This window comes from Bradyrhizobium sp. C-145 (genome assembly GCF_023375135.1).
Classification (GTDB): domain Bacteria; phylum Pseudomonadota; class Alphaproteobacteria; order Rhizobiales; family Xanthobacteraceae; genus Bradyrhizobium; species Bradyrhizobium zhanjiangense.
This window is the reverse complement of sequence record NZ_CP088150.1, coordinates 507856-528362: the sequence shown is the minus strand read 5'-3', so window position 1 is coordinate 528362 and position 20507 is coordinate 507856. Positions and strand designations below refer to the sequence as shown.

The following is a 20507-nucleotide window of genomic DNA, read 5'->3' as shown; positions in this document are numbered from 1 at the left end:
GAGCGAACGTGTCCCGGAAACCGCCAGGCCTACCCGCCATCGAATGGGACGATCTGCGCTATTTCCTGACCCTGGCTCGCGAGAAGAGCCTGTCCGGCGCGGCGCGCAGCCTCGGCACGACGCAGCCGACCATGAGCCGCCGACTCGAACTGTTCGAGAAGAAGCTTGGCGCCGTGCTGTTTCAACGAAGGCCGTCCGGCCTCGAGCTCACCGGCACCGGGCGGCAAATCCTCGACTATGCCGGCAGGATGGAAGACGCAGCTCTTGCTGCCGAGCGGATAGCCACCGGTAGCAGCGCCGGGCTCAGTGGAACGATCCGCGTGACCTCCGCCGAATGGCTGGGCGCGCGGGTTCTGTCGCCCCTACTTGCCGAGTTCTGCACCCTGCATCCCGAAATGAACATCGAGCTCGTCACCGACACCGAGGCGCTAAGCCTGACCCGACGCGAGACCGATATTGCCGTGCGTTTCGGACGCTTCGAGCAGGAGGGGCTGATGCAACGCAAGATCGGCAGCCTTCCGTTCGGCCTCTATGCGGCGCCCGGCTACCTCAAAGCGAAAGGTCTCCCGGATTTTCGGCAAGGCGGCGCCGGCGCCACGGTCATCGCCATGAACGCGGCGCTTGCCGAAAGCGTCGCCGAGACAAAGTGGCTCCGCCACCATTTGGCACACGCCCACATTGCCTTTCGCAGCAACAGCCGCGACGGCCAGGCGGCGGCGGCCGTTGCCGGCGCCGGCCTGGTTTGTCTGCCGGCACGTCTCGCCGGCGCATATCCGCAGCTGCGCGCAATCGAGACGCCGGCCCCTGTTCCGAGCCGCGATGTGTGGCTCGGATTCCACCGTGACACGCGCGGGATTCCCCGGGTGCGCGGTGTTGTGGACTTCCTCGCCGAGCGCACGCGTCGGCTCCGCTGACGATCTCCGGTCCGCGTATAGGGATCATACGCCGGCAGCCGATGGGCATCGGCGCAGCTGCCGCCTATGTCGTCTCCCGAGCCCCCGCAATCGAGGAGATCTGCAATGTTGGACTGGAAGACCTATCAAGGTGAACTGCTGGCGCGGATCGGTGACGTCGGCAAGCTCAGTCCGGAGACGGTGAAGGGTTGTCGCGCGCTCAGCGCCGCAGGCGCACAGAGCAGCCGGCTCGGCGACAAGACCCGCGAGCTGATCGCGCTCGCCGCCGCGGTGACCGCACGCTGCGATGGTTGTATCGCCGTCCATGCCGAAGCCGCGACCCGGCACGGCGCGAGCCGCGAAGAGCTCGCGGAAGCACTTGGCGTCGCGATCGCGATCGGAGCGGGCGCCGCGCTGGTGTATTCCGCCCGCACGCTCGATGCATTCGAGGCGAACCATGCGGCGAGCCCAGCGGCGGTCCGATGACGAAGGCGGCCCTTCAGACTGTCGCCTTTTCCGAGAGCGGCACCGCGGCAACTTCTTTCCAACGCGCCCTCTCCTCGACGCTGCCGGTCGAGGAGATCGTGACGCGCCTCAAAGACAGAATCCTCGCTGCCGATCTCTGGGTGCTGCACGAGATCAATCCGCAGATGCTGCTGCATCGCGGCGGATACGACATCGGCCCGGCTCGGCAGATCCTGTTCTTTCACCCGCGCCTGATGTCGCGTCTGCTGGCGGCCGATTCGGCGGCCTTGCTCGAAGTCCCCCTGAAGTTCGCAGTTATCGGCTTCCGCGAAGGACGAACCGAACTGCGCTGGCTCGATCCCGGCAAAGCCTTTGCGCGATATCGATCGCCGGCGCTTGCTGCGCTTGGCGACGAACTGGCCGACGTTTGCGAGAGCATCGTCGCCGGCCTCGATCCCTGAGGGGCAGGCCCCCGCTCACGTTCCGGGTGCGTCGGCGCCATCCGGAACAAGGCCGAGAGCGTTCTTGACTCTCCTCGTCCAAATCCCGAAAAAGCCCCCTCGATTTCCCGCAGATAACTCCGGTTTTGAGGAAGCCTCCGATGTCCCTGTCCGCCCTGGAATCCACCATCAACAGCGCCTTCGATGCGCGTGAGACCATCTCGACCACGACCAAGGGCGAGGTGCGCGAGGCCGTGGATCAGGCGCTGGAGATTCTGGACAAGGGCGAGGCGCGTGTTGCCGAGCGCGGCAGCGACGGCAAGTGGAAGGTCAATCAATGGCTGAAGAAGGCCGTGCTGCTGTCCTTCCGCCTCAACGACATGGGCGTCATTCCCGGCGGATCGGGCAAGGCGACCTGGTGGGACAAGGTGCCCTCGAAGTTTGAAGGCTGGGGCGAGAACCGTTTTCGCGATGCCGGTTTCCGTGCCGTCCCCGGCTCCATCGTGCGCCGCTCGGCCTTCATTGCCAAGAACGTCGTGCTGATGCCGTCCTTCGTCAATCTCGGCGCCTATGTCGATGAGAGCACCATGGTCGACACCTGGGCCACCGTCGGCTCCTGCGCCCAGATCGGCAAGCGCGTGCATATCTCCGGCGGCGCCGGCATCGGCGGCGTGCTCGAGCCGCTCCAGGCCGAGCCCGTGATCATCGAGGACGACTGCTTCATCGGCGCGCGCAGCGAGGTCGCCGAAGGCGTGATCGTGCGCAAGGGCGCGGTGCTGGCGATGGGCGTGTTCCTGGGCGCCTCGACCAAGATCGTCGATCGCGAGACCGGCGAAATCTTCATGGGCGAAGTGCCTGAATATTCGGTCGTGGTGCCCGGCGCCCTGCCCGGCAAGTCGATGAAGAACGGCCAGCCCGGCCCAAGCACCGCCTGCGCCGTCATCGTCAAGCGCGTCGACGAGCGCACGCGGTCCAAGACCAGCATCAACGAGCTGCTGCGAGATTGATCGGACGCGCATGACCGATGCTCTCTCCATTGCCCGCGATCTCATCCGCTGCCCCTCGGTAACCCCGGCCGATGCCGGTGCACTCGGGGTGCTTGAAAAAGCCCTCAGCGCCGCCGGCTTCATTTGCCACCGCGTGACGTTCAGCGAACCCGGCACCGCCGACGTCGACAATCTCTATGCGCGGATCGGCAGCGAGGGACCGCACATCACCTTTGCCGGCCACACCGACGTGGTGCCGCCGGGCGACGAGAGCGCCTGGAGCGTCGGCGCATTCTCGGGCGAGGTGAAGGACGGTTTCCTGCACGGCCGCGGCGCGGTCGATATGAAGGGCGGCATCGCTTGCTCGATCGCCGCGGTGCTGGAGCATCTCGCCGCCAATGGCGGCAAGCCGCGCGCCGACGGCCAAAAATCGGGCTCGGGTTCAATCTCCTTCCTGATCACCGGCGATGAGGAGGACGTCTCCATCAATGGCACCATCAAGCTGCTGAAATGGGCCGCCGAGCGCGGCGAAAAGTTCGACCATTGCGTGCTGGGCGAGCCCTCCAACGTCGAGACGCTCGGCGACACCATCAAGGTCGGCCGCCGCGGCTCACAATCGGGCACGCTCTATGTCGACGGCGTGCAGGGCCATGTCGCCTATCCACATCGCGCCTCCAACCCGGTGCCTGATATCGCGCGACTGATCGTGGCGATCTCCGACGAGCCGCTCGACCATGGCAGCGCCCAGTTCCAGGCTTCCAACCTCGAGTTCACCTCGGTCGACGTCGGCAACAAGGCCAGCAACGTCATCCCCGGCGAGGCCCGCGCGAAATTCAACATCCGCTACAACGACAACCACACCCAGGCGAGCCTGCGCGAATTGGTCGAGACGCGCCTCGCCAAAGCCTGCGGCAACCGCATCCGCGCCCGCATCGTCTGGGAGCCCTCGAACTCCAACGTGTTCGTGACCAAGCCCGGGCCGTTCACCGATCTCGCGGTCTCCGCGATCGAGGAGGTGACCGGCCGCAAGCCGGAGCTGTCGACGAGCGGTGGAACTTCGGATGCTCGCTTCATCTCGAGCTACTGCCCGGTGATCGAGTTCGGCCTGGTCGGGCAGACCATGCACCAGATCGACGAGCGCGTGCCGGTGACGGATCTGGAGAAGCTGACGCAGGTGTATCGGGGGATTTTGGCGCGGTATTTTGGGTGAGGCGCTAATTCTCGCCAAACCCTCTACCGTCATGCCCGGGCTTGTCCCGGGCATCCACGTTCGTCGGCGCGTCGGACAAGAAAGGTCGTGGATGGCCGGGACAAGCCCGGCCATGACGCCAGTGGCGGCATCAGAGTCAATAATCCACCTTCACCAGATACAACCCCTCCGGCGGGGCGACGATGCCGCAGGCGGCGCGATTGCGGGCAGCTAAGGCTGCGGAGAGATCGTCCGCGGTCCAGCGGCCCTCGCCGACCCAGACCAGCGAGCCCACCATCGAGCGCACCTGGCTGTGCAGGAACGAGCGCGCCGAGGTGAGAATCGTGATCTCGCGGCCATCGCGCGCGACGTCGAGCTGGTCGAGCGTCTTCTCCGGCGACTTGGCCTGGCACTCGGTGTCGCGGAATGTGGTGAAATCGTGCTTGCCGAGCAGGCGTTGTGCCGCCGCATGCATCGCGTCGGCGTCGAGCCGGCGCGGCACGCGCCAGGCGTGGCCGACGTCGAGAGTGAGATTGGCGCGGGTGTTGACGATGCGGTAGCGGTAATGGCGCTTGATGGCCGAGAAGCGCGCCTCGAAGGTCTCGGGGACGATCTCGGCCTCGAGCACCGCGACCGGATGCGGGCGCAGATGCGCATTGAGCCCGTCGCGAAAACGATCCGGCGCAAATTGCTTCGCGATGTCGACATGCGCGACTTGGCCGAGCGCGTGCACGCCGGCATCGGTGCGGCCGGCCCCATGCACCCGCGCATCCGCGCCGGTCATCGCCTTGACGGCAGCTTCCAGCGCGCCCTGCACCGAGGGCAGCGTCTCCTGCACCTGCCAGCCGCAGAACGGCGCGCCGTCATATTCGATGGTGAGCTTGTAGCGGGGCATCTCAATCCGGGTGGTGTCATCATCCGCGAAGGCGGATGATCCAGTACTCTGAGACAGCTCCGTTCGACCGAGACGCCTCGGCGTACTGGATACCCCGCTTTCGCGGAGTATGACAGCGTCAGCTGAACTTCGATCCCGCCTTCAGCGGCACGCCCCGCAAAAAGTCAGCGGCCTGCATCCGGGCCTTGCCTTCGCGCTGGATCTCGATGATGCGGATGGCACCCTCGCCGCAGGCGATGGTGAGGTGGTCGTCGAGCACCTCGCCGGGCGCAGCTGAGCCGTTCGCCAATTCACATCGCAGGATTTTGACGCGCGCATTCTCGCTGACGTCCGCGAGCTCGGCCCAGGCACCGGGGAACGGCGACAGGCCGTGGATGTGGCGCAGTACCGCGCGTGCAGGTTTCGTCCAGTCGATCCGCGCCTCGGCCTTGTCGATCTTGGCGGCATAGGTGACGCCGTCCTCGCTCTGCTTTTTGAGCTGAAGCCCGCCGCGTCCGAGCGCGGCCATGGCGCGGACCATCAAATCGGCACCGAGCCGGGAGAGGCGATCGTGCAGATCGGCCGCGGTCATGCTGTCCGTGATCGCGAGCCGTTCGGCCATGGCGACGTCGCCGGTGTCGAGGCCGACATCCATCTTCATCACCATCACGCCGCTCTCGGCATCGCCTGCCATGATGGCGCGATTGATCGGCGCGGCGCCGCGCCAGCGCGGCAACAGCGAAGCGTGCAGATTGTAGCAGCCGAGTTTTGGTGCATCGAGGATGGCCTGCGGCAGGATCATGCCGTAGGCGACGACGACCGCGGCATCGGCATCGAAGGCGCGAAATTCGTCGAGCGCTTCCGGCGTCTTCAACGTCTTCGGCGTCAGCACGGGAACGCCGAGTTTTCGCGCAGCTTCCTCGACCGGCGTGGGCTGCAATTGCAGGCCGCGGCGCCCGCCGGGCTTCGGCGCGCGGGTGTAGACGGCCGCGATCTCGTGGCCATGCGCGACCAGCTCGAGCAGCGTCGGCACGGAGAAATCGGGCGTGCCCATGAAGATCAGGCGGAGGGGCATGGGACGAGACAATCCTCGGAAAGGAACAGAGTACTCGTCATGGCCGGGCTTGTCCCGGCCATCCACGTTCTTTCTCACTCGACGGACGAAGAACGCGGATGTCCGGCACGTTAGCTTGAAGACGCGCTTCGCGCTTTTGGGCTTGAAGACGCGCTTCGCGCTTTTGGCCGGGCATGACGGCGGAGGACGTGGTTACTCCCCCGCGCGCTTGGCGGCTTTCTCGAACTTCTTCATCACGCGGTCGCGCTTGAGCTTCGACAGATAGTCGACGAACAACACGCCGTTGAGATGATCGATCTCGTGCTGGATGCAGGTGGCATAGAGGCCTTCGGCATCCTCCTCGTGCACCTTGCCGTCGAGGTCGGTGAAGCGCACGCGCACCTTCGCGGGACGCTCGACCTCCTCGTAATATTCGGGGATCGACAGGCAGCCTTCCTCGTACACCGAAAGTTCCTCCGAAGAGGAGAGAATCTCCGGGTTGATGAAGACACGCGGCTCGTGCTTGGTCTCGCCGTTCTCGTCGCGCTTGGCGAGGTCCATGGTGATCAGCCGCAGCGGCTGCGCGACCTGGATCGCCGCGAGGCCGATGCCGGGCGCGTCATACATGGTCTCGAACATGTCGTCGGCAAGCTTGCGGATCTCCGGCGTGACCTTCTCGATCGGCTTGGAGATCAGACGCAGCTGCTTGTCGGGCAGGATGATGATTTCTCTGAGGGCCATGGCGGCGATTTAAGCTGCGCGCCGGATGCGGTCAATCCGGCCAGGAACTTCGTTAACCCTCCGCTAACCATAAAACTTCAGCTTTCGTTAACCATAAAAATTAGTGGGTCGTTAACCACCGACGTTCCCTCTTCGTTCGCGCATTCCGGCGAATCGGGTAGAAGGGGACGCATGAACGAGATCATTGTCATGCTGGGCGACTGGCCGGTGCGCACGATCGATGCGCTGATCGGCTTCGGCGCCCTTATCCTCATCCTGCTGGTAGTGATTGCCGTCGTGATCGCGCGCTCCGGGCGGCGCGGCGCGGAACTCGCGATGGCGCATGCGATCCGGGCCGACGAGCTCGAGGAGCGCCTGAGCGAGGTGCTGCGGGCCCAGAGCGAGGCCTCGGGCCGGGTCGACGCCATGACCCAGGCGCTGGCCGGCCGCCAGGCCGAGATGGCGCGGGCGGTCAACGAGCGGCTGGATTCGGTGACGCATCGCGTCGGCCAGTCCATGGAACATTCGACCCGCAACACCATGGAGAGCCTGCGCGCGCTGCATGAGCGGCTCGGCATCATCGACAGTGCGCACAAGAACCTCACCGACCTCACCACGCAGGTGACGACCCTGCGCGACGTGCTCGCCAACAAGCAGTCGCGCGGGGCCTTCGGCCAGGCGCGAATGGAAGCAATCGTCCAGGACGGATTGCCCAAGGGCTCGTACGAGTTCCAGTTCACGCTCTCGACCGGCAAGCGGCCCGATTGCGTCGTGTTCCTGCCGGACCAGCGCCCGCTCTGCATCGATGCGAAATTTCCGCTGGAGGCGATGACCGCGCTGCACGACGCCCGCAGCGACGAGGAGCGGCGCTTCGCCACGCAGCGGCTGCGCGGCGACGTGATGAAGCACGTCAGCGACATCGCCGAAAAATATCTCGTCACCGGCGAGACCCAGGAGATGGCGCTGATGTTCGTGCCGTCGGAATCGGTCTACGCCGAGATCCATGACGGCTTCGACGACGTGATCCAGAAGGCCTATCGCGCCCGCGTCGTGCTGGTGTCACCCTCGTTGCTGATGCTCGCGATCCAAGTCATGCAGCAGATCATGAAGGACGCGCGCATGCGCGATGCCGCCGACCAGATCCGCACCGAGGTGATCAAGCTGGGCGACGATTTGGGCCGCCTGCGCGACCGCGTGCTGAAGCTGCAAAAGCATTTTGCCGACGTCAACGAGGACGTGCGGCAGGTGCTGATCTCCGCCGACAAGATCGAGAAGCGCGCCGGGCGAATCGAGGAGCTCGATTTCAGCAAGGCGGATGCGCCCGAAGGCCCACATTTGGTGGCCACCGGTGCGCCGGAGCTGTTTCCGAGGAAGCTCCAGGCGGGGGAGTGACGTCTTCACCTCTCCCCGCTTGCGGGGAGAGGTCGGATTGCCACCGGCGATGCGAAGCATCGTCCGGCGCAATCCGGGTGAGGGATACAGGTCCCTCGACGAGTTCAAATGTGGCGAGAGGCCCCTCACCCCAACCCTCTCCCCGTAAGAACGGGGGAGAGGGAGAAGAGGCAGCGCCCCCAGAATCTGCTAACACCACCCCATGACCGCACCCGACGCGACCTCCTCCGCTGGCGCCACCGCTGCCTCCTGGCGTGACAGCCTTGCCGTGTACCTGCAACCGCGGGTGCTGATAGTGCTGTTCCTCGGCTTCTCCTCAGGCCTGCCGCTGGCGCTGTCGGGCTCGACGCTGCTGGTGTGGATGCGGGAGGTCGGGGTCGATCTCAAGACCATCGGGCTGTTTGCGCTGGTCGGCACGCCCTACACGCTGAAATTTTTGTGGGCGCCGCTGGTGGATGCGATCCATGTGCCGCTGTTCACCCGCGTCTTCGGGCGGCGGCGTGGCTGGCTCTTGTTCTCGCAGCTGCTGCTGATCATCGCCATCCTGCTGCTGGCGATGACCGATCCTGCGCGCTCGCCGTTCTACGTCGCGCTCGGCGCGCTGCTGGTCGCGACCACGTCCTCGACCCAGGACATCGTGGTCGATGCCTTCCGGGTCGAGAGCCTGCCGGAGAGCGAGCAGGCGGCCGGAATGGCCGCTTATGTCGCGGCTTATCGTATCGGCATGCTGGTGTCGACCGCGGGCGCGCTGTTCATCGTCTCCGGCTTCGAGGGCACCGGCATTACACGCCACTCGGCCTGGATGTGGGGCTATGTGGTGATGGCGGCGATGGTGCTGATCGGGACGTTCACGGCGCTCGTCGCAACCGAGCCTGAGCAATCGACAAAGGCGGAAGCGGCGACGCACGCAGAGCCGGCCTTCGCTCGCGTCGTTCAGGCCGCGATCGGCGCCTTCGCCGAATTCCTCTCCCGCAAGGACGCGCTCGCCGCGCTGGCTTTCGTGGTGCTGTTCAAGTTCACCGATGCCTTCTCCGGCACGATGACGGCGCCGTTCGTAATCGACCTCGGCTTCTCTCGCAACGACTATGCGGCGATCGTGAAGGGCGTCGGGCTCGCCGCGACGCTGATCGGCGGCTTTGCCGGCGGTTTTGTCGCGCGGCGTTATTCGCTGGCGACCAGCCTCTGGATCGGCGGCGTGGTGCAGGCGCTCGCCAATCTTTCGTTCTCCTGGCTGGCGTTCGTCGGCACCAGCCAATGGGCGCTCGCCTTCGCCATCACGGCCGAGAACTTCACCAGCGCCATCGGCACCGTGATCTTCGTCGCCTACCTCTCCGCCCTGTGCAGGAACCCGCTGCACACAGCGACGCAATACGCGCTACTCACCGCGCTTGCGGCGGTGGGACGAACGTATCTGTCATCAGGCGCCGGCTTCGTGGCTGATACGACCGGCTGGGCGCTGTTCTTCGTGATCTGCGTGCTGGTGGCGATCCCGAGCCTGGTGCTGCTGGCCTGGCTGCAGAAGCGCGGGCATTTCGAGACGCTGGGGCCGGTGAGGGTTTGATACCGCGAGCGCCACGCCCGCGATGCCGTAGGATGGGCAAAGCGAAGCGTGCCCACCAACCTTCAGCGCGATCGACGAAAGATGGTGGGCACGGCGCTTTGCGCCTTTGCCCACCCTACGGCAGCTTGCTCCTCGCAATGATGACGGAGAAAGCGTCGCGAGCCTACTGCTTCTTGATCAAACTCCACTTCGTGATCACGGCCTCGCTCATCTGGCCGGCATCGCTGGCGCAGGCGATCTCGTCGACCTTGACCGAGATCTCCTTGCCGACGAACGACTTCAACTGCGCGGCCTGCGCGTCGCTGGAGGTGACGAGCTGGAAGGTTTCGGGGCCGGTCTCGAGATTGCATAGCCCGTTCGGCGGCGGCAGGCGGCGCGGCTCGGAGGTGATCTGATAAGTCGCGACGCGCTTGCCGTTCTTGACGTCGCGCACCTTCATCGCATTCAACTCGCCGGAGAGCACGTCGCCGGTGTTGATCGGCTTGCCGGGCTTGGACGGCGGCGGCGTCTCGTCGCCCTGCTGCGCGGAGATGGCCGGGCTCACCAGCACCATCATCGTCGCGACCAAAGCCAATCGTGTGGCGAAAAGTTTCGTCATGTCGTCCGTTCCGTAAAGTCTGGATGGCTAGAACAGGGTGCGCTGCCGCATCGCAGCCGATAGCGTACCTTCATCGAGATAATCAAGCTCGCCGCCGACAGGAACACCATGGGCGAGCCGCGTCACCTTCACATTGGCGTCCTGAAGCAGGTCGGTGATGTAATGCGCCGTGGTCTGGCCGTCCACCGTCGCATTCAGCGCCAGGATGATCTCCTGCACCTGCGAATCATGCGCGCGCGCCACCAGCGCGTCGATGGTGAGGTCCTGCGGGCCGACGCCGTCGAGCGGCGACAATGTCGCGCCGAGCACGTGATAGCGCCCCTGGGTGGCATTGGCCCGCTCCAGCGCCCAGAGGTCGGCGACGTCGGCGACGACGACGATGATGGAGGGATCGCGCTTCGGATCGGTGCAGACGGTGCAGGGATTTTGCGTGTCGATGTTGCCGCAGGTCTTGCACACCTCGACCTTGTCGAGCGCGACCTGCAATGCCGACGACAACGGCATCATCAGCGCCTCGCGCTTCTTGATCAGATGCAGCGCCGCGCGTCGCGCCGAGCGCGGACCGAGGCCCGGCAGCCGCGCGAGCAGCTGGACCAGCCGCTCGATTTCAGGACCTGCAACGGCGCCCATCTTACTGACCGAACAGCCCCGGCGGCAGGCCGAGCCCGCCGGTGAGGGCCTGCATCTTCTCCTGCATCGCAGCCTCCGCCTTGCGGCGGGCATCACCGAAGGCGGTGACGAGCAGGTCTTCCAGCACCTCGCGCTCTTCCGCCTTCATCAGCGAGGGATCGATCTTGATACCCTTGACGTCCATCTTCGCGGTCATGCGCACGGCGACGAGGCCGCCGCCGGAGATGCCTTCAACCTCGACGTTGGCGAGCTGGTCCTGCATCTCCTGCATCTTGGATTGCAGCTGCGCCGCCTGCTTCATCATGCCGAGAAAATCAGCCATAGCTCGCGTGTCCTTGAAAGAGGCTAAGGCGCTATGAATCATCATCGTACCTTAGCATATTGTTTGCGCATGATCTTATCGGAAAACCGCTTCGCACTTTTCGCTACGCGGCCCTTCGGGTCCGGATCATGCGCTAGAGATCGTCGCCGTCGGAACCCTCTAGCGGATCGTCACTGCCATAGTCCGAGTTAATATTGGTTTCCGGCGTCTCGGGGGCAAGCCTGCGGACCTCGACGACCTTCGCACCGGGGAAACGCGACAGCACCTCCTGCACGCGCGGGTCGGCCTCGGCGGTGCGCGCATGCTCCTGCTTCGCGGCCTGGTTCACCGAGCGCAGCGTCGGCTGGCCCTGCTCGTTGGAGACGATCACGGTCCAGCGGCGACCGGTCCACAGCTCGAACTTCTTCGCGAGCTCGGAGATCATGGTCTTGGAGGCGTTAGGCTCGAGCGCGACCTCCAGCCTACCTTCCTCGAAGCGGACGAGGCGCATGTCGCCTTCGAGCGCGCCCTTGGTGAGGAGGTCGCGCTTCTGCCCCGCCAGCGCGACGAGCTGGGTGAAACTGGTGACGCGCAGCACCGGCGCTGCGCCTTGCGGATCGGGCGCCGGCGCCGCCATCTGCGGCCGGGCAGCGCCACCGCCGAATGATGACGGCGAGGAGGTCGGCATGCGAACCGGGGCCGTGGAAGCAACCGGCGCCGAAGGCGCGCTGCGCGCGGCGCTGGCGCCGCTCACGATCGGCGAGCCGCCGCCGTTCTGCTGCAGCATCCGGATCGCTTCGTCCGGCGTCGGCAGGTCGGCGACATAGGCAATGCGCACCAGCACCATTTCGGCGGCCGCGGCGGGACGCGTCGCGGCCTGCACCTCGGTGATGCCCTTGAGCAGCATCTGCCACATCCGCGACAGCACGCGCATGGAAATCTTGGACGCGAAGTCCCGCGCGCGGACCCGCTCGGTCTCGCCATAGGCGACGTTGTCGGCGGTTGCCGGCACTATCTTCACGCGGGTGACGAAATTGACGAATTCGGCGAGGTCCGAGAGCACGACGATGGGATCGGCGCCGACGTCGTACTGGTCGCGGAACTCCTTAAAGGCGGCCGCGATGTCGCCGCGCGTCAGCGAATCGAAGAGATCGATGACACGGGTGCGATCAGCGAGGCCCAGCATCTGCCTGACGGCATCGGCCTTCACCTGCCCCGCGGCATGCGCGATCGCCTGGTCGAGCAGCGACAGCGAATCGCGCACCGAGCCTTCGGCGGCGCGCGCGATGATGCCGAGCGCCTCCGGCTCGATCTCGACGCTTTCCTTCGTCGCGATGTTGGCGAGGTGCTTCATCAGCACGTCGGCCTCGACCCGGCGCAGGTCAAAGCGCTGGCAGCGCGACAGCACCGTGACTGGAACCTTACGAATCTCCGTCGTGGCGAACACGAACTTGGCGTGCTCCGGCGGCTCCTCCAGCGTCTTCAGGAAGGCGTTGAACGCCGCCGTCGACAGCATGTGGACTTCGTCGATGATGTAGACCTTGTAGCGGGCGCTGGCGGGGGCATAACGCACGCTGTCATTGATCTGGCGGACGTCGTCGACGCCGGTATGCGACGCCGCGTCCATCTCCAGCACGTCCATGTGCCGGCTTTCCATGATCGCCTGGCAGTGTACCCCTAACGTCGGCATGTGGATGGTCGGGCCCTTCACCGAACCATCCGGCATCTCATAGTTGAGCGCACGGGCCAGAATACGCGCAGTGGTGGTCTTGCCGACGCCGCGGACGCCGGTGAGGATCCAGGCCTGCGGAATGCGCCCTGTCTCGAACGCGTTGGAGACGGTGCGGACCACGGCCTCCTGGCCGATCAGATCATCGAAAGAGGAAGGACGATACTTGCGCGCCAGCACCCGGTAGGGCGTGCCCGGCTCGGCGCCGAGTGCGAAGCCAGCCTGGCTGGCGCTGTCGGGATTGGGAGGGGCGCCAGCGTCGGTCATCGGTCGATCCGCAATGAAATCTCTCTCGGCCGGCTTTTGCGGAAAGGAGCGCGCCAGCGGGAGGCCCCGCCGGCGCAATTCGCTCGAAAAACAGGTAGGAGACTGACGAGCGACCCGATCCAGACCTCGTTAGGGCTGCTTCCTTCCGGACCTGACCCGGTTGGCGAGTGGCTCGTCCACCGCCAATCTCCCGGTCCCTATTTGGGGCCAAAGGGAGCGGAAAGCAAGCGGGTATCGGCTTGAACCGGTTGAGTTTGCCCAGCATCCGGGCAATTCCAGATCTGCCCAGCCGATAGGCTGTGCTTTCGCTGCTGGGACCACCTTGCTAAGAACGCTTGGCGGAACTCCATCCAACCAGAAAAGCGATTGATCCCAATGGTTACACGTCGTGATGTTGCATCGATTGTCGGACTTGGCGCCATTGGTGCGGCGGCTGCAGGGGCGCTGGCCTCCCCGGCCGTGGCGCAGGCGGCCGATCCGAACGAATCGACCTTCGCCCGCATCCGCCGGACCAAGAAGATGCGGATCGGCGCGGTCGGCGGCGGTGCGCCCTACTACATGAAGGATCTCGCATCCGGCCAATGGAAGGGTTTTTACATCGACATCGCCAAGGGGCTCGCCGACGACATGGAGGCCGAGCTCGAGATCACCGAAACCACCTGGGGCAATTCGGTGCTCGATCTGCAGGCCAACAAGATCGACATCTTCTTCGGCCTCAACCCGACCCCGAAACGCGCGCTGGTCGTGGACTTCTCGGTGCCGGTTTTCAACAACGCCTTCGCCATCCTCTGCAAGAAGGACTTCAAGCCGAAGAGCTGGGCCGAGCTGAACTCGCCCGACATCAAGATCGCGGTCGACCAGGGCTCCTCGCACGACCAGGTCGTCAGCCGCCTGACGCCGAAGGCGCAGATCACGCGGCTGAAGACCGCGGACGATGCCACCGCCGCACTCCAGACCGGCCGCGTCGACGCGCAGTGCCTGATCACCATGCTGTCGCTGACCGTGCTGAAGAAGAATCCCTCGCTCGGCCAGCTCGTGCTGCCGACGCCGATCTTCGCCACCACGTCCAATGCCGGTTTCCGCCGTGAGACCGACAAGACCTGGCGCGACTACGTCAACACCTGGATCGATTTCAACAAGGGCCTCGGCTTCATCCGCAACGCGATCATCACCAACATGGAGCTGGTGGGCGTGACCGAGGCGGACATTCCGCCGGGCGTGTCGCTGTAGCGTATGATTGGGCGCCGCTGCATCGGCAATCTCGCTGCGCCCCCTCTCCCGCTTGCGGGAGAGGGTTGGGGAGAGGGTGGCTCAGCTGGCAAGACTCCCCCAGAGGAAAGAACCCTCACCCGTGCCGCATCTTCGATGCGGCACGACCTCTCCCGCAAGCGGGAGAGGTGAAGCAAGAAAGCACGCATGTATCAGTGGGACTTCGGCATCCTCTGGGGCTATCGCTGGCTCTTTCTCAACGGGCTCGGCGTCACTGTCGGCTTCACCGTGGTCATCGTCGTCTGCGGGCTGCTGTTCGGCCTGCTTGGTGCGTTCGGCAGCCTGTCGCGCTTCAGGGCGCTGCGCCTTGCTGCGCTCGCCTTCATCGAGGCGTTCCGCTGCACGCCGATCCTGGTGCAGCTGATCTGGTTCTATTACGCGCTGCCGATCCTCGCCGGCGTCGAGATGACGCCGATCACCGCCTCGGCGCTGGCGCTCTCGCTCTATGGCGGCTCGTTCTATTCCGAGATCATCCGCGGCGGCATCGTCTCGATCGACAGCGGCCAGTCCGAAGCCGGCGCCGCGCTCGGCATGACGCCGATCCAGACCATGCGCCGCATCGTGCTGCCGCAGGCGATCAAGCGCATGATCCCGGCGCTGATGAACCAGTCCATCATCCAGTTCAAGAACACCTCGCTGGTCTCGGTGCTGGCGGTGCCCGACCTCGTCTATCAGAGCCAGGTCGCCGCCCATGACAGCTACCGGCCGCTGGAGACCTACACCGCCGTCGCGGTCGCCTATGCGGCGATCCTGATTCCGCTCACCATCATCGTCCGGCGCGGCGAGAAGCGATTGGCGGTGAGTGAATGAGCGAGACGTCCAATAACACCTCAAAAATCGAAATCCGCGGCCTGCGCAAGAGCTTTGGCAGCAACGAGGTCCTGAAGAACATCAATCTTGACGTCGCCAAGGGCGGCGTGGTCGCGCTGATCGGCCCGTCCGGCTCGGGCAAATCGACGCTGCTCCGCTGCATCAATCTCCTGGTCGTGCCCGACGGCGGCAGCGTCCGCGTCGGCGACACGCGCTTTTCATTTGGCGACGGTTCGAAGCTGCCCGACGTGAAGACGCTGGCAAGGTTCCGCGCCACCACCGGCATGGTGTTCCAGCACTTTAATCTGTTCCCGCACATGACGACGCTCCAGAACGTGATGGAGGGGCCGGTCACGGTGCGACGCATGGCCAGGGCGGACGCGGAGACGCTCGCGCGCGCGCAGCTCGCCAAGGTGGGCCTGGCCGAGAAGGCCGATCAATATCCGGCGAGACTCTCCGGCGGCCAGAAGCAGCGCGTTGCGATCGCGCGCGCGCTCGCGATGGAGCCTGATGTGATGCTGTTCGACGAGGCGACCTCGGCGCTCGACCCTGAATTGGTCGGCGAGGTCTTGAGCGTGATGCAGCGACTGGCGTCCGAGGGCATGACGATGGTAATCGTGACCCACGAGATCGCGTTTGCCCGCGAGGTCGCCGAGCGTGTCATGTTCATGCGCGACGGAATCGTGGTCGAGGAGGGGCCGGCGCGACAGGTGATCGACAATCCGCAGGAGGCCGCGACGCGCGCCTTCCTCAGCCATTTCCACCGCACCGGCGCCTTGCCGCCGGCCACAACGGCATCGTGATGTCCGATATTGAACGCGTGTATCTCGTCACTGGCGCTGCCAGCGGCATCGGCCGCGCCACCGCAAAGCTGCTCGCAGCGCCCGGCATCGGGCTCGTGCTGCACACGCGATCGAACGAGGACGGACTCAAGGTTACCGCGGCGGAGGCGCAAGCCCGCGGTGCGGCCGTTGCAACATGCCTCGGCGATCTCGCCAATGAAGTCGCCCTGACGCTGGCATGCGCGACTGCGCATCTCGATTTCGGCCGGCTTGACGGATTGATCCTGATTGGAGGCCACGCCCGCCGCGGCAGCGCGATCGGCACGCCGGCCGATCAATTCATGCAGGCGATGGACGAATCCGCTCTCGCCTTCACGCGTTTCGTGAAGCTTGCGCTTCCGCAACTCCGTGCTGGGCGCGATGCGCGGATCGTCGCGGTATCGTCCTTCGTCGCGCACGCGATCCGGCCCGAATTCGCGCCGTTCGCCGCGACCGCCGCGAGCCGCTCCGCACTGGAAGCGCTGGTGCGGCTGACCGCGGTCGAGCTCGCGAGCGACGGCATCACCGTCAATGCGGTTGCGCCGGGCCTCATCGTCAAGGACAAGCCGAGCGAGAGCCGGCTGTCGCCCGAGCAGATCGCTGCGACCGAGGCGCTGATCCCGATGCGCCGCCGCGGGCGGCCGGAGGAGGTCGCCGAGATCATCGCCTTCCTGGCATCCCCGAAAGCGTCCTACGTCACCGGCCAGGTCTGGCACGTCAATGGAGGCCTGACATGACCGAAGCGACCATCGAACGTCTCAGGCTGTTCCTGATCGAGAGCCCGATCAAGATGGCCCGCCTCCAGGGCGTCGGCAACGTCAAGGGCACGGTGAAGCGCGTGCTGATCGAGCTCACCGCGAGCGACGGCGTGATCGGCTGGGGCGAGGCAGCGCCGTGGGAGGTGTTCACGGGAACGCCGGAAGCGGCGTTCTCAGCGCTCGACATTTACTTAAGGCCGATCGTGCTCGGCAAGCCGGTGCGCCGTATCCGCGCGCTGATGGCAGAGCTCGACCGTGCGCTGGTCGGACATGCCGAGGCCAAGGTCGCCATCGAGATGGCGCTGCTCGACATCGTCGGCAAGTCGTCCGGCTTGTCGGTCGCCGACCTCCTCGGCGGCCGGGTGCGCGACACGATTCCCCTCTCCTTCTCGATCGCCGATCCGGATTTCTCCGCCGATCTCGAACGCATGCGAAACATGGTGCCGGACGGCAATGTCATCTACAAGGTCAAGACCGGCGTGAAGCCGCATCGCGAGGACCTCGACCACCTCGCGGCGATCCGCAAAGAATTCGGCGACAAGGTCGATTTGCGCGTCGACTACAACCAGGCCCTGGCGCCGTTCGGCGCCATCAAGATTTTGCGCGATGTCGAAGAGTTTGCGCCAACCTTCATCGAGCAGCCGGTGCCGCGCAAGTTTCTCGACGTGATGGCACAGCTCACCGCGGCGCTGGAAACGCCCGTGCTCGCCGACGAAAGCTGTTTCGATCGCCGCGACATGATGGAGGTGGTGCGCCGCGAAGCAGCCGATGCCGTCTCGATCAAGCTGATGAAGGCCGGCGGCCTGTTCGAGGCGCAGGCGATCATGGCGATCGCCGACATCGCCGGCCTGCCCGGCTATGGCGGCACGCTGTGGGAGGGCGGCATTGGGCTCGCCGCCGGCACGCAGCTGATCGCGGCGACGCCGGGCATCTCGCTCGGCTGCGAGTTCTACATGCCGCATCACGTGCTGACCGAGGACGTGCTGGAAGAACGCGTCGTCAACCGCGCCGGCTATGTCGTGGTGCCCGACGGCCCCGGCCTCGGCATTCGTGTGAGCGAGGCGTCGATCCGCGCCAATGCGCGCGTGCTGGCGGAGGCGTAACTCGCTGTCGTCCTGGCGAAAGCCAGGACCCATTACCCCAGGGAGCAGTTGTGGTCCGAGCTGGTCACCACAAATCTTCGCCAAACTACTTCCTGGGGTAATGGGTCCTGGATCTGCGCTTCGCTTGTCCAGGACGACGACGGTGCATGCGGCCCCTGCGGAGCCCGATCCTTCCCCTCGCTAACCGCGTATCGTATGGTCGGCCCCAACTCGCCCGCCCCCCGGCTATCCGGAAAGACACATGCCCGAACCCGCCTGGTCGCTGCACTCCCGCCTGAAAGAGGACACTATCGACATCGGCGATTTGCCGCTGTCGAAGGTGCTGGTCATCAAGGACGCGCATTATCCCTGGCTGCTGCTGGTGCCGCGGCAGCCCGACGCGGTCGAAATCATCGATCTCGACGAGGTGCAGCAGGCGCAGCTGATGACCGAGATCTCCCGCGTCTCGCGCGCGCTGAAGGAGATCACCAAATGCGACAAGCTCAACATCGCCGCGCTCGGCAACCTCGTGCCGCAGCTTCACGTTCACGTCATCGCGCGCCGGACCAGTGACGCGGCCTGGCCGCGGCCGGTGTGGGGCGTGATGCCGCCGCTGGCGCACGACGCCACTGAAGTGCAGAATTTCATCAGCGCGCTCCGCCGCAAGATCTGGTTGGGTTGAAAGAATCATAATGTCAGCATTCGACGCGTTTCCGCTGGGACAGCCGGCCTTCGTCACCAACGTCCTCGACCGCGCCGCGCATCTGCGCCGCGACGACGAAAAGCTGTTCGCGATGGAGCAGAAGCCGTCATCGCGCGCCTATGTCGTCTATCGCGACTCGCTCCTGGTGAAGCGCGAGGGCGACAAGGTTCGGGCGCTGCTGGGAATCGACGAGGCGCTGAAATGCGGCGCCAATCCCGGCACGGTCTTCTTGGGGCTGCGCGATGGCGCGGCGATGTTCGGCATGGGAATGTCGCAGGCGGCGGCCGAGAAGCTGGTCGGCCGCGACGACTACACCGTGACCGAGCTGCGCGGCATGGCGATGCAGGGCGCGCTGCCGCCACAGGAGTTGTCGGCGATCGCGATGGCAAAGTCGATGGTGGGCTGGCATCAGCGCCACGGCTATTGCGCCAATTGTGGCGCACGCACCAGCATGAAGGAAGGCGGCTGGAAGCGCGACTGTCCCGCCTGCAAGGCCGAGCATTTTCCGCGCACCGATCCCGTCGTGATCATGCTGGTCGCCTCCGGCGACAAATGCCTGCTCGGCCGCCAGAAGCAGTTTCCGCCCGGCATGTATTCGTGCCTCGCCGGCTTCGTCGAGGCAGCCGAGACCATCGAGGACGCGGTGCACCGCGAAATCCTGGAGGAGTCCGGGATCCGCTGCACCGACGTGCAGTATTACATGACCCAGCCCTGGCCCTATCCGTCGTCGCTGATGATCGGCTGCAGCGCGCGGGCGCTGAACGAGGACATCGTCGTCGATCGCATGGAGCTGGAAGACGCGCGCTGGTTCACGCGCGAGGAGGCTGCGCTGATGTTGACGCGGACGCATCCGGACGGGCTCGCGGGCCCGCATCCGTTCGCGATCGCCCATCATCTGCTTGGCCGCTGGGTGCACGATAAGAGCGGCGCTTGAGCTGAGAGCGCCGATGACCGCAACGGGACTAGCGCCGCGCATCCTCTGCATCGGCATTCCCGTGCGCGACCTCACCTTTCGCGTCGAGGCCGTGCCCGAACGCGGCAGCAAGGCCAACGCGAGCCATCTTGCGGAGATCTGCGGCGGCAACGCGCTCAATGCCGCGATCGCCATCGCCCGTCTCGGCGGCCGGGTCTCGTTCGCCGGACCGATGGGCGATGCCGGCGAGACGTCGAGCGGCTTCATCCTCGAACGGATGGCGCAGGAGGGCATCGAAACCACGCACATCGTGCGCATGCCGGGCCTGGCCACGCCGGTCTCGGCGATCATGATCGAGCCCTCCGGCGAGCGGACCCTCACGATCTATCGTGATCCCGCCTTGTGGAGCGTGAAGCTGGCGGACGCGGACGAATTGCTCGCCGATTGCCGCGCGGTCCTCGTCGAAAGCCGCTGCGCTTCGTTCGCGACCTCGCTCTGCACTGAGGCGCGCCGGCGCGGCGTTCGCGTCATCGTCGGCGTCGACCGCGCGATGTCGTTGCAGGACGGCCTGCTCACGACAGCCTCGCATCTGCTGTTCGCCAGCGAACAGGCGCAGGAGACCGCCGGCATCGCCGACGACGGCGAGGCCTTGAAGCGCCTGGCCGGGTTGACGCCGGCCTTCCTCGCCGCCACCCGCGGCCCCCTCGGCACGATCTGGCTGAACGAGGCGGGCGAGTTGGAGCAGACGCCAGCCTTCCCGATTCAGGCGGTCGATACGCTCGGCGCCGGCGACGTCTTCCATGGCGCCTTCGCGCTTCGCCTCGCCGAGGGCAAGGGGGCGCGGCAGGCGCTGCGATTCGCCGCGGCCGCCGCAGCGCTGAAATGTGGCCGTCATGGTGGTGGCCTAGCCGCCCCACAACGCGTTGAAGTTGAAGAGTTTTTGAGCGAGCAGCCGGCGGCGATGCCCGGCCGGCCGCCAACATTATAGACTTGCTATAGAATGATTTTCTCTATATCAGGGAAATCTGCCCCTCAAATGGAACAAAGTTCTT

General features: G+C 65.5%; 22 protein-coding genes and 1 other RNA gene. 15 read left to right on the top strand and 8 right to left on the bottom strand.

Annotated features, from left to right (window positions below):
* Nucleotides 1–8 precede the first annotated feature (8 nt).
* The 5 genes from LRP30_RS02365 (at nt 9) to dapE (ending at nt 3994) form a co-directional block, all read left to right on the top strand.
* Nucleotides 9–914, top strand: coding sequence for a LysR family transcriptional regulator (locus tag LRP30_RS02365; protein ID WP_206734819.1), 906 nt, complete (start codon nt 9–11; stop codon nt 912–914).
* A gap of 105 nt (nt 915–1019) precedes the next feature.
* Complete coding sequence (locus LRP30_RS02360) at nt 1020–1379, top strand: carboxymuconolactone decarboxylase family protein (protein ID WP_249759216.1); 360 nt, start codon at nt 1020–1022, stop codon at nt 1377–1379.
* Entirely contained in the window at nt 1376–1819 is a 444-nt protein-coding gene (locus LRP30_RS02355; protein ID WP_128930890.1) for a DUF302 domain-containing protein, read from the top strand. Before LRP30_RS02360 ends, LRP30_RS02355 begins: the two co-directional genes overlap by 4 nt.
* Nucleotides 1820–1959: 140 nt before the next feature.
* Nucleotides 1960–2805, top strand: a complete 846-nt coding sequence (gene dapD, locus LRP30_RS02350) for a 2,3,4,5-tetrahydropyridine-2,6-dicarboxylate N-succinyltransferase (RefSeq protein ID WP_249759215.1) — start codon at nt 1960–1962, stop codon at nt 2803–2805.
* Between the two features lie 10 nt (nt 2806–2815).
* A complete protein-coding gene (dapE, locus tag LRP30_RS02345; protein ID WP_249759214.1) occupies nt 2816–3994 on the top strand; it encodes a succinyl-diaminopimelate desuccinylase in 1179 nt (392 codons plus the stop codon).
* A gap of 136 nt (nt 3995–4130) precedes the next feature.
* Here the strand turns inward: dapE and truA are convergent, their stop codons facing one another.
* The 3 genes from truA to def form a co-directional block, all read right to left on the bottom strand.
* Complete coding sequence (gene truA, locus LRP30_RS02340; protein ID WP_128930887.1) at nt 4131–4868, bottom strand: tRNA pseudouridine(38-40) synthase TruA; 738 nt, start codon at nt 4866–4868, stop codon at nt 4131–4133.
* 118 nt (nt 4869–4986) lie between these two features.
* Entirely contained in the window at nt 4987–5922 is a 936-nt protein-coding gene (gene fmt / locus LRP30_RS02335) for a methionyl-tRNA formyltransferase (protein WP_249759213.1), read from the bottom strand.
* 192 nt (nt 5923–6114) lie between these two features.
* The gene (gene def, locus LRP30_RS02330; RefSeq protein ID WP_091887295.1) at nt 6115–6642 is read right to left on the bottom strand and encodes a peptide deformylase; all 528 of its coding nucleotides are present in this window, start codon (nt 6640–6642) and stop codon (nt 6115–6117) included.
* 171 nt (nt 6643–6813) lie between these two features.
* Here def and rmuC point away from each other — a divergent pair, with 171 nt between their 5' ends.
* Together rmuC and LRP30_RS02320 are read left to right on the top strand one after the other, a co-directional pair.
* The gene (gene rmuC / locus LRP30_RS02325; RefSeq protein WP_128940850.1) at nt 6814–8013 is read left to right on the top strand and encodes a DNA recombination protein RmuC; all 1200 of its coding nucleotides are present in this window, start codon (nt 6814–6816) and stop codon (nt 8011–8013) included.
* Nucleotides 8014–8215: 202 nt separating this feature from the next.
* Nucleotides 8216–9574: an MFS transporter gene (locus LRP30_RS02320; RefSeq protein WP_249759212.1), complete on the top strand. Its 1359-nt coding sequence runs from the start codon at nt 8216–8218 to the stop codon at nt 9572–9574.
* Nucleotides 9575–9737: 163 nt separating this feature from the next.
* Here LRP30_RS02320 and LRP30_RS02315 read toward each other — a convergent pair whose 3' ends face one another.
* The 5 genes from LRP30_RS02315 to ffs all read right to left on the bottom strand — a co-directional run bounded on the left by LRP30_RS02315 (nt 9738) and on the right by ffs (nt 13290).
* Nucleotides 9738–10172 (bottom strand): hypothetical protein, encoded by a 435-nt coding sequence (locus LRP30_RS02315; RefSeq protein WP_128947261.1) that lies wholly within the window; start codon nt 10170–10172, stop codon nt 9738–9740.
* Nucleotides 10173–10199: 27 nt separating this feature from the next.
* Complete coding sequence (gene recR, locus LRP30_RS02310) at nt 10200–10802, bottom strand: recombination mediator RecR (protein ID WP_091887285.1); 603 nt, start codon at nt 10800–10802, stop codon at nt 10200–10202.
* A gap of 1 nt (nt 10803) precedes the next feature.
* Nucleotides 10804–11124 carry a YbaB/EbfC family nucleoid-associated protein gene (locus LRP30_RS02305; RefSeq protein WP_122406015.1) on the bottom strand — a complete coding sequence of 107 codons (321 nt, stop codon included), beginning with the start codon at nt 11122–11124 and terminating at the stop codon, nt 10804–10806.
* A 133-nt stretch (nt 11125–11257) separates the two neighbouring features.
* Nucleotides 11258–13099 (bottom strand): DNA polymerase III subunit gamma/tau, encoded by a 1842-nt coding sequence (locus LRP30_RS02300; protein WP_249759211.1) that lies wholly within the window; start codon nt 13097–13099, stop codon nt 11258–11260.
* A gap of 94 nt (nt 13100–13193) precedes the next feature.
* Nucleotides 13194–13290, bottom strand: an RNA gene (ffs, locus tag LRP30_RS02295) — signal recognition particle sRNA small type.
* A 184-nt stretch (nt 13291–13474) separates the two neighbouring features.
* Here ffs and LRP30_RS02290 point away from each other — a divergent pair.
* The 8 genes from LRP30_RS02290 to LRP30_RS02255 all read left to right on the top strand — a co-directional run bounded on the left by LRP30_RS02290 (nt 13475) and on the right by LRP30_RS02255 (nt 20443).
* Complete coding sequence (locus LRP30_RS02290; RefSeq protein ID WP_130213186.1) at nt 13475–14329, top strand: transporter substrate-binding domain-containing protein; 855 nt, start codon at nt 13475–13477, stop codon at nt 14327–14329.
* Nucleotides 14330–14515: 186 nt separating this feature from the next.
* Nucleotides 14516–15178, top strand: coding sequence for an amino acid ABC transporter permease (locus LRP30_RS02285; protein WP_091887276.1), 663 nt, complete (start codon nt 14516–14518; stop codon nt 15176–15178).
* Nucleotides 15175–15981: an amino acid ABC transporter ATP-binding protein gene (locus LRP30_RS02280; RefSeq protein WP_249759210.1), complete on the top strand. Its 807-nt coding sequence runs from the start codon at nt 15175–15177 to the stop codon at nt 15979–15981. Before LRP30_RS02285 ends, LRP30_RS02280 begins: the two co-directional genes overlap by 4 nt.
* On the top strand, nt 15981–16736 hold the full coding sequence (locus tag LRP30_RS02275; protein ID WP_249759209.1) for an SDR family oxidoreductase: 756 nt from the start codon (nt 15981–15983) through the stop codon (nt 16734–16736). Before LRP30_RS02280 ends, LRP30_RS02275 begins: the two co-directional genes overlap by 1 nt.
* The gene (locus LRP30_RS02270) at nt 16733–17860 is read left to right on the top strand and encodes a muconate cycloisomerase family protein (RefSeq protein ID WP_249759208.1); all 1128 of its coding nucleotides are present in this window, start codon (nt 16733–16735) and stop codon (nt 17858–17860) included. The genes LRP30_RS02275 and LRP30_RS02270 overlap by 4 nt, the downstream gene beginning before the upstream one ends.
* A gap of 241 nt (nt 17861–18101) precedes the next feature.
* Nucleotides 18102–18521, top strand: coding sequence for an HIT family protein (locus LRP30_RS02265; protein ID WP_128955956.1), 420 nt, complete (start codon nt 18102–18104; stop codon nt 18519–18521).
* Between the two features lie 10 nt (nt 18522–18531).
* The gene (gene nudC, locus LRP30_RS02260; RefSeq protein ID WP_249759207.1) at nt 18532–19476 is read left to right on the top strand and encodes an NAD(+) diphosphatase; all 945 of its coding nucleotides are present in this window, start codon (nt 18532–18534) and stop codon (nt 19474–19476) included.
* 13 nt (nt 19477–19489) lie between these two features.
* Nucleotides 19490–20443, top strand: coding sequence for a PfkB family carbohydrate kinase (locus LRP30_RS02255; RefSeq protein WP_249759206.1), 954 nt, complete (start codon nt 19490–19492; stop codon nt 20441–20443).
* The last annotated feature ends 64 nt before the right edge of the window (nt 20444–20507 follow it).

Coding starts and splice junctions, on each gene's coding strand:
- LRP30_RS02275 (WP_249759209.1), top strand. CDS start 15,981: ATGTCCGATATTGAACGCGTGTATCTCGTCACTGGCGCTGCCAGCGGC.
- LRP30_RS02315 (WP_128947261.1), bottom strand. CDS start 10,172: ATGACGAAACTTTTCGCCACACGATTGGCTTTGGTCGCGACGATGATG.
- LRP30_RS02320 (WP_249759212.1), top strand. CDS start 8,216: ATGACCGCACCCGACGCGACCTCCTCCGCTGGCGCCACCGCTGCCTCC.
- dapD (WP_249759215.1), top strand. CDS start 1,960: ATGTCCCTGTCCGCCCTGGAATCCACCATCAACAGCGCCTTCGATGCG.
- LRP30_RS02270 (WP_249759208.1), top strand. CDS start 16,733: ATGACCGAAGCGACCATCGAACGTCTCAGGCTGTTCCTGATCGAGAGC.
- truA (WP_128930887.1), bottom strand. CDS start 4,868: ATGCCCCGCTACAAGCTCACCATCGAATATGACGGCGCGCCGTTCTGC.
- dapE (WP_249759214.1), top strand. CDS start 2,816: ATGACCGATGCTCTCTCCATTGCCCGCGATCTCATCCGCTGCCCCTCG.
- LRP30_RS02280 (WP_249759210.1), top strand. CDS start 15,175: ATGAGCGAGACGTCCAATAACACCTCAAAAATCGAAATCCGCGGCCTG.
- def (WP_091887295.1), bottom strand. CDS start 6,642: ATGGCCCTCAGAGAAATCATCATCCTGCCCGACAAGCAGCTGCGTCTG.
- LRP30_RS02355 (WP_128930890.1), top strand. CDS start 1,376: ATGACGAAGGCGGCCCTTCAGACTGTCGCCTTTTCCGAGAGCGGCACC.
- recR (WP_091887285.1), bottom strand. CDS start 10,802: ATGGGCGCCGTTGCAGGTCCTGAAATCGAGCGGCTGGTCCAGCTGCTC.
- LRP30_RS02290 (WP_130213186.1), top strand. CDS start 13,475: ATGGTTACACGTCGTGATGTTGCATCGATTGTCGGACTTGGCGCCATT.
- nudC (WP_249759207.1), top strand. CDS start 18,532: ATGTCAGCATTCGACGCGTTTCCGCTGGGACAGCCGGCCTTCGTCACC.
- LRP30_RS02255 (WP_249759206.1), top strand. CDS start 19,490: ATGACCGCAACGGGACTAGCGCCGCGCATCCTCTGCATCGGCATTCCC.
- LRP30_RS02265 (WP_128955956.1), top strand. CDS start 18,102: ATGCCCGAACCCGCCTGGTCGCTGCACTCCCGCCTGAAAGAGGACACT.
- LRP30_RS02360 (WP_249759216.1), top strand. CDS start 1,020: ATGTTGGACTGGAAGACCTATCAAGGTGAACTGCTGGCGCGGATCGGT.
- LRP30_RS02285 (WP_091887276.1), top strand. CDS start 14,516: ATGTATCAGTGGGACTTCGGCATCCTCTGGGGCTATCGCTGGCTCTTT.
- LRP30_RS02300 (WP_249759211.1), bottom strand. CDS start 13,099: ATGACCGACGCTGGCGCCCCTCCCAATCCCGACAGCGCCAGCCAGGCT.
- LRP30_RS02305 (WP_122406015.1), bottom strand. CDS start 11,124: ATGGCTGATTTTCTCGGCATGATGAAGCAGGCGGCGCAGCTGCAATCC.
- fmt (WP_249759213.1), bottom strand. CDS start 5,922: ATGCCCCTCCGCCTGATCTTCATGGGCACGCCCGATTTCTCCGTGCCG.
- rmuC (WP_128940850.1), top strand. CDS start 6,814: ATGAACGAGATCATTGTCATGCTGGGCGACTGGCCGGTGCGCACGATC.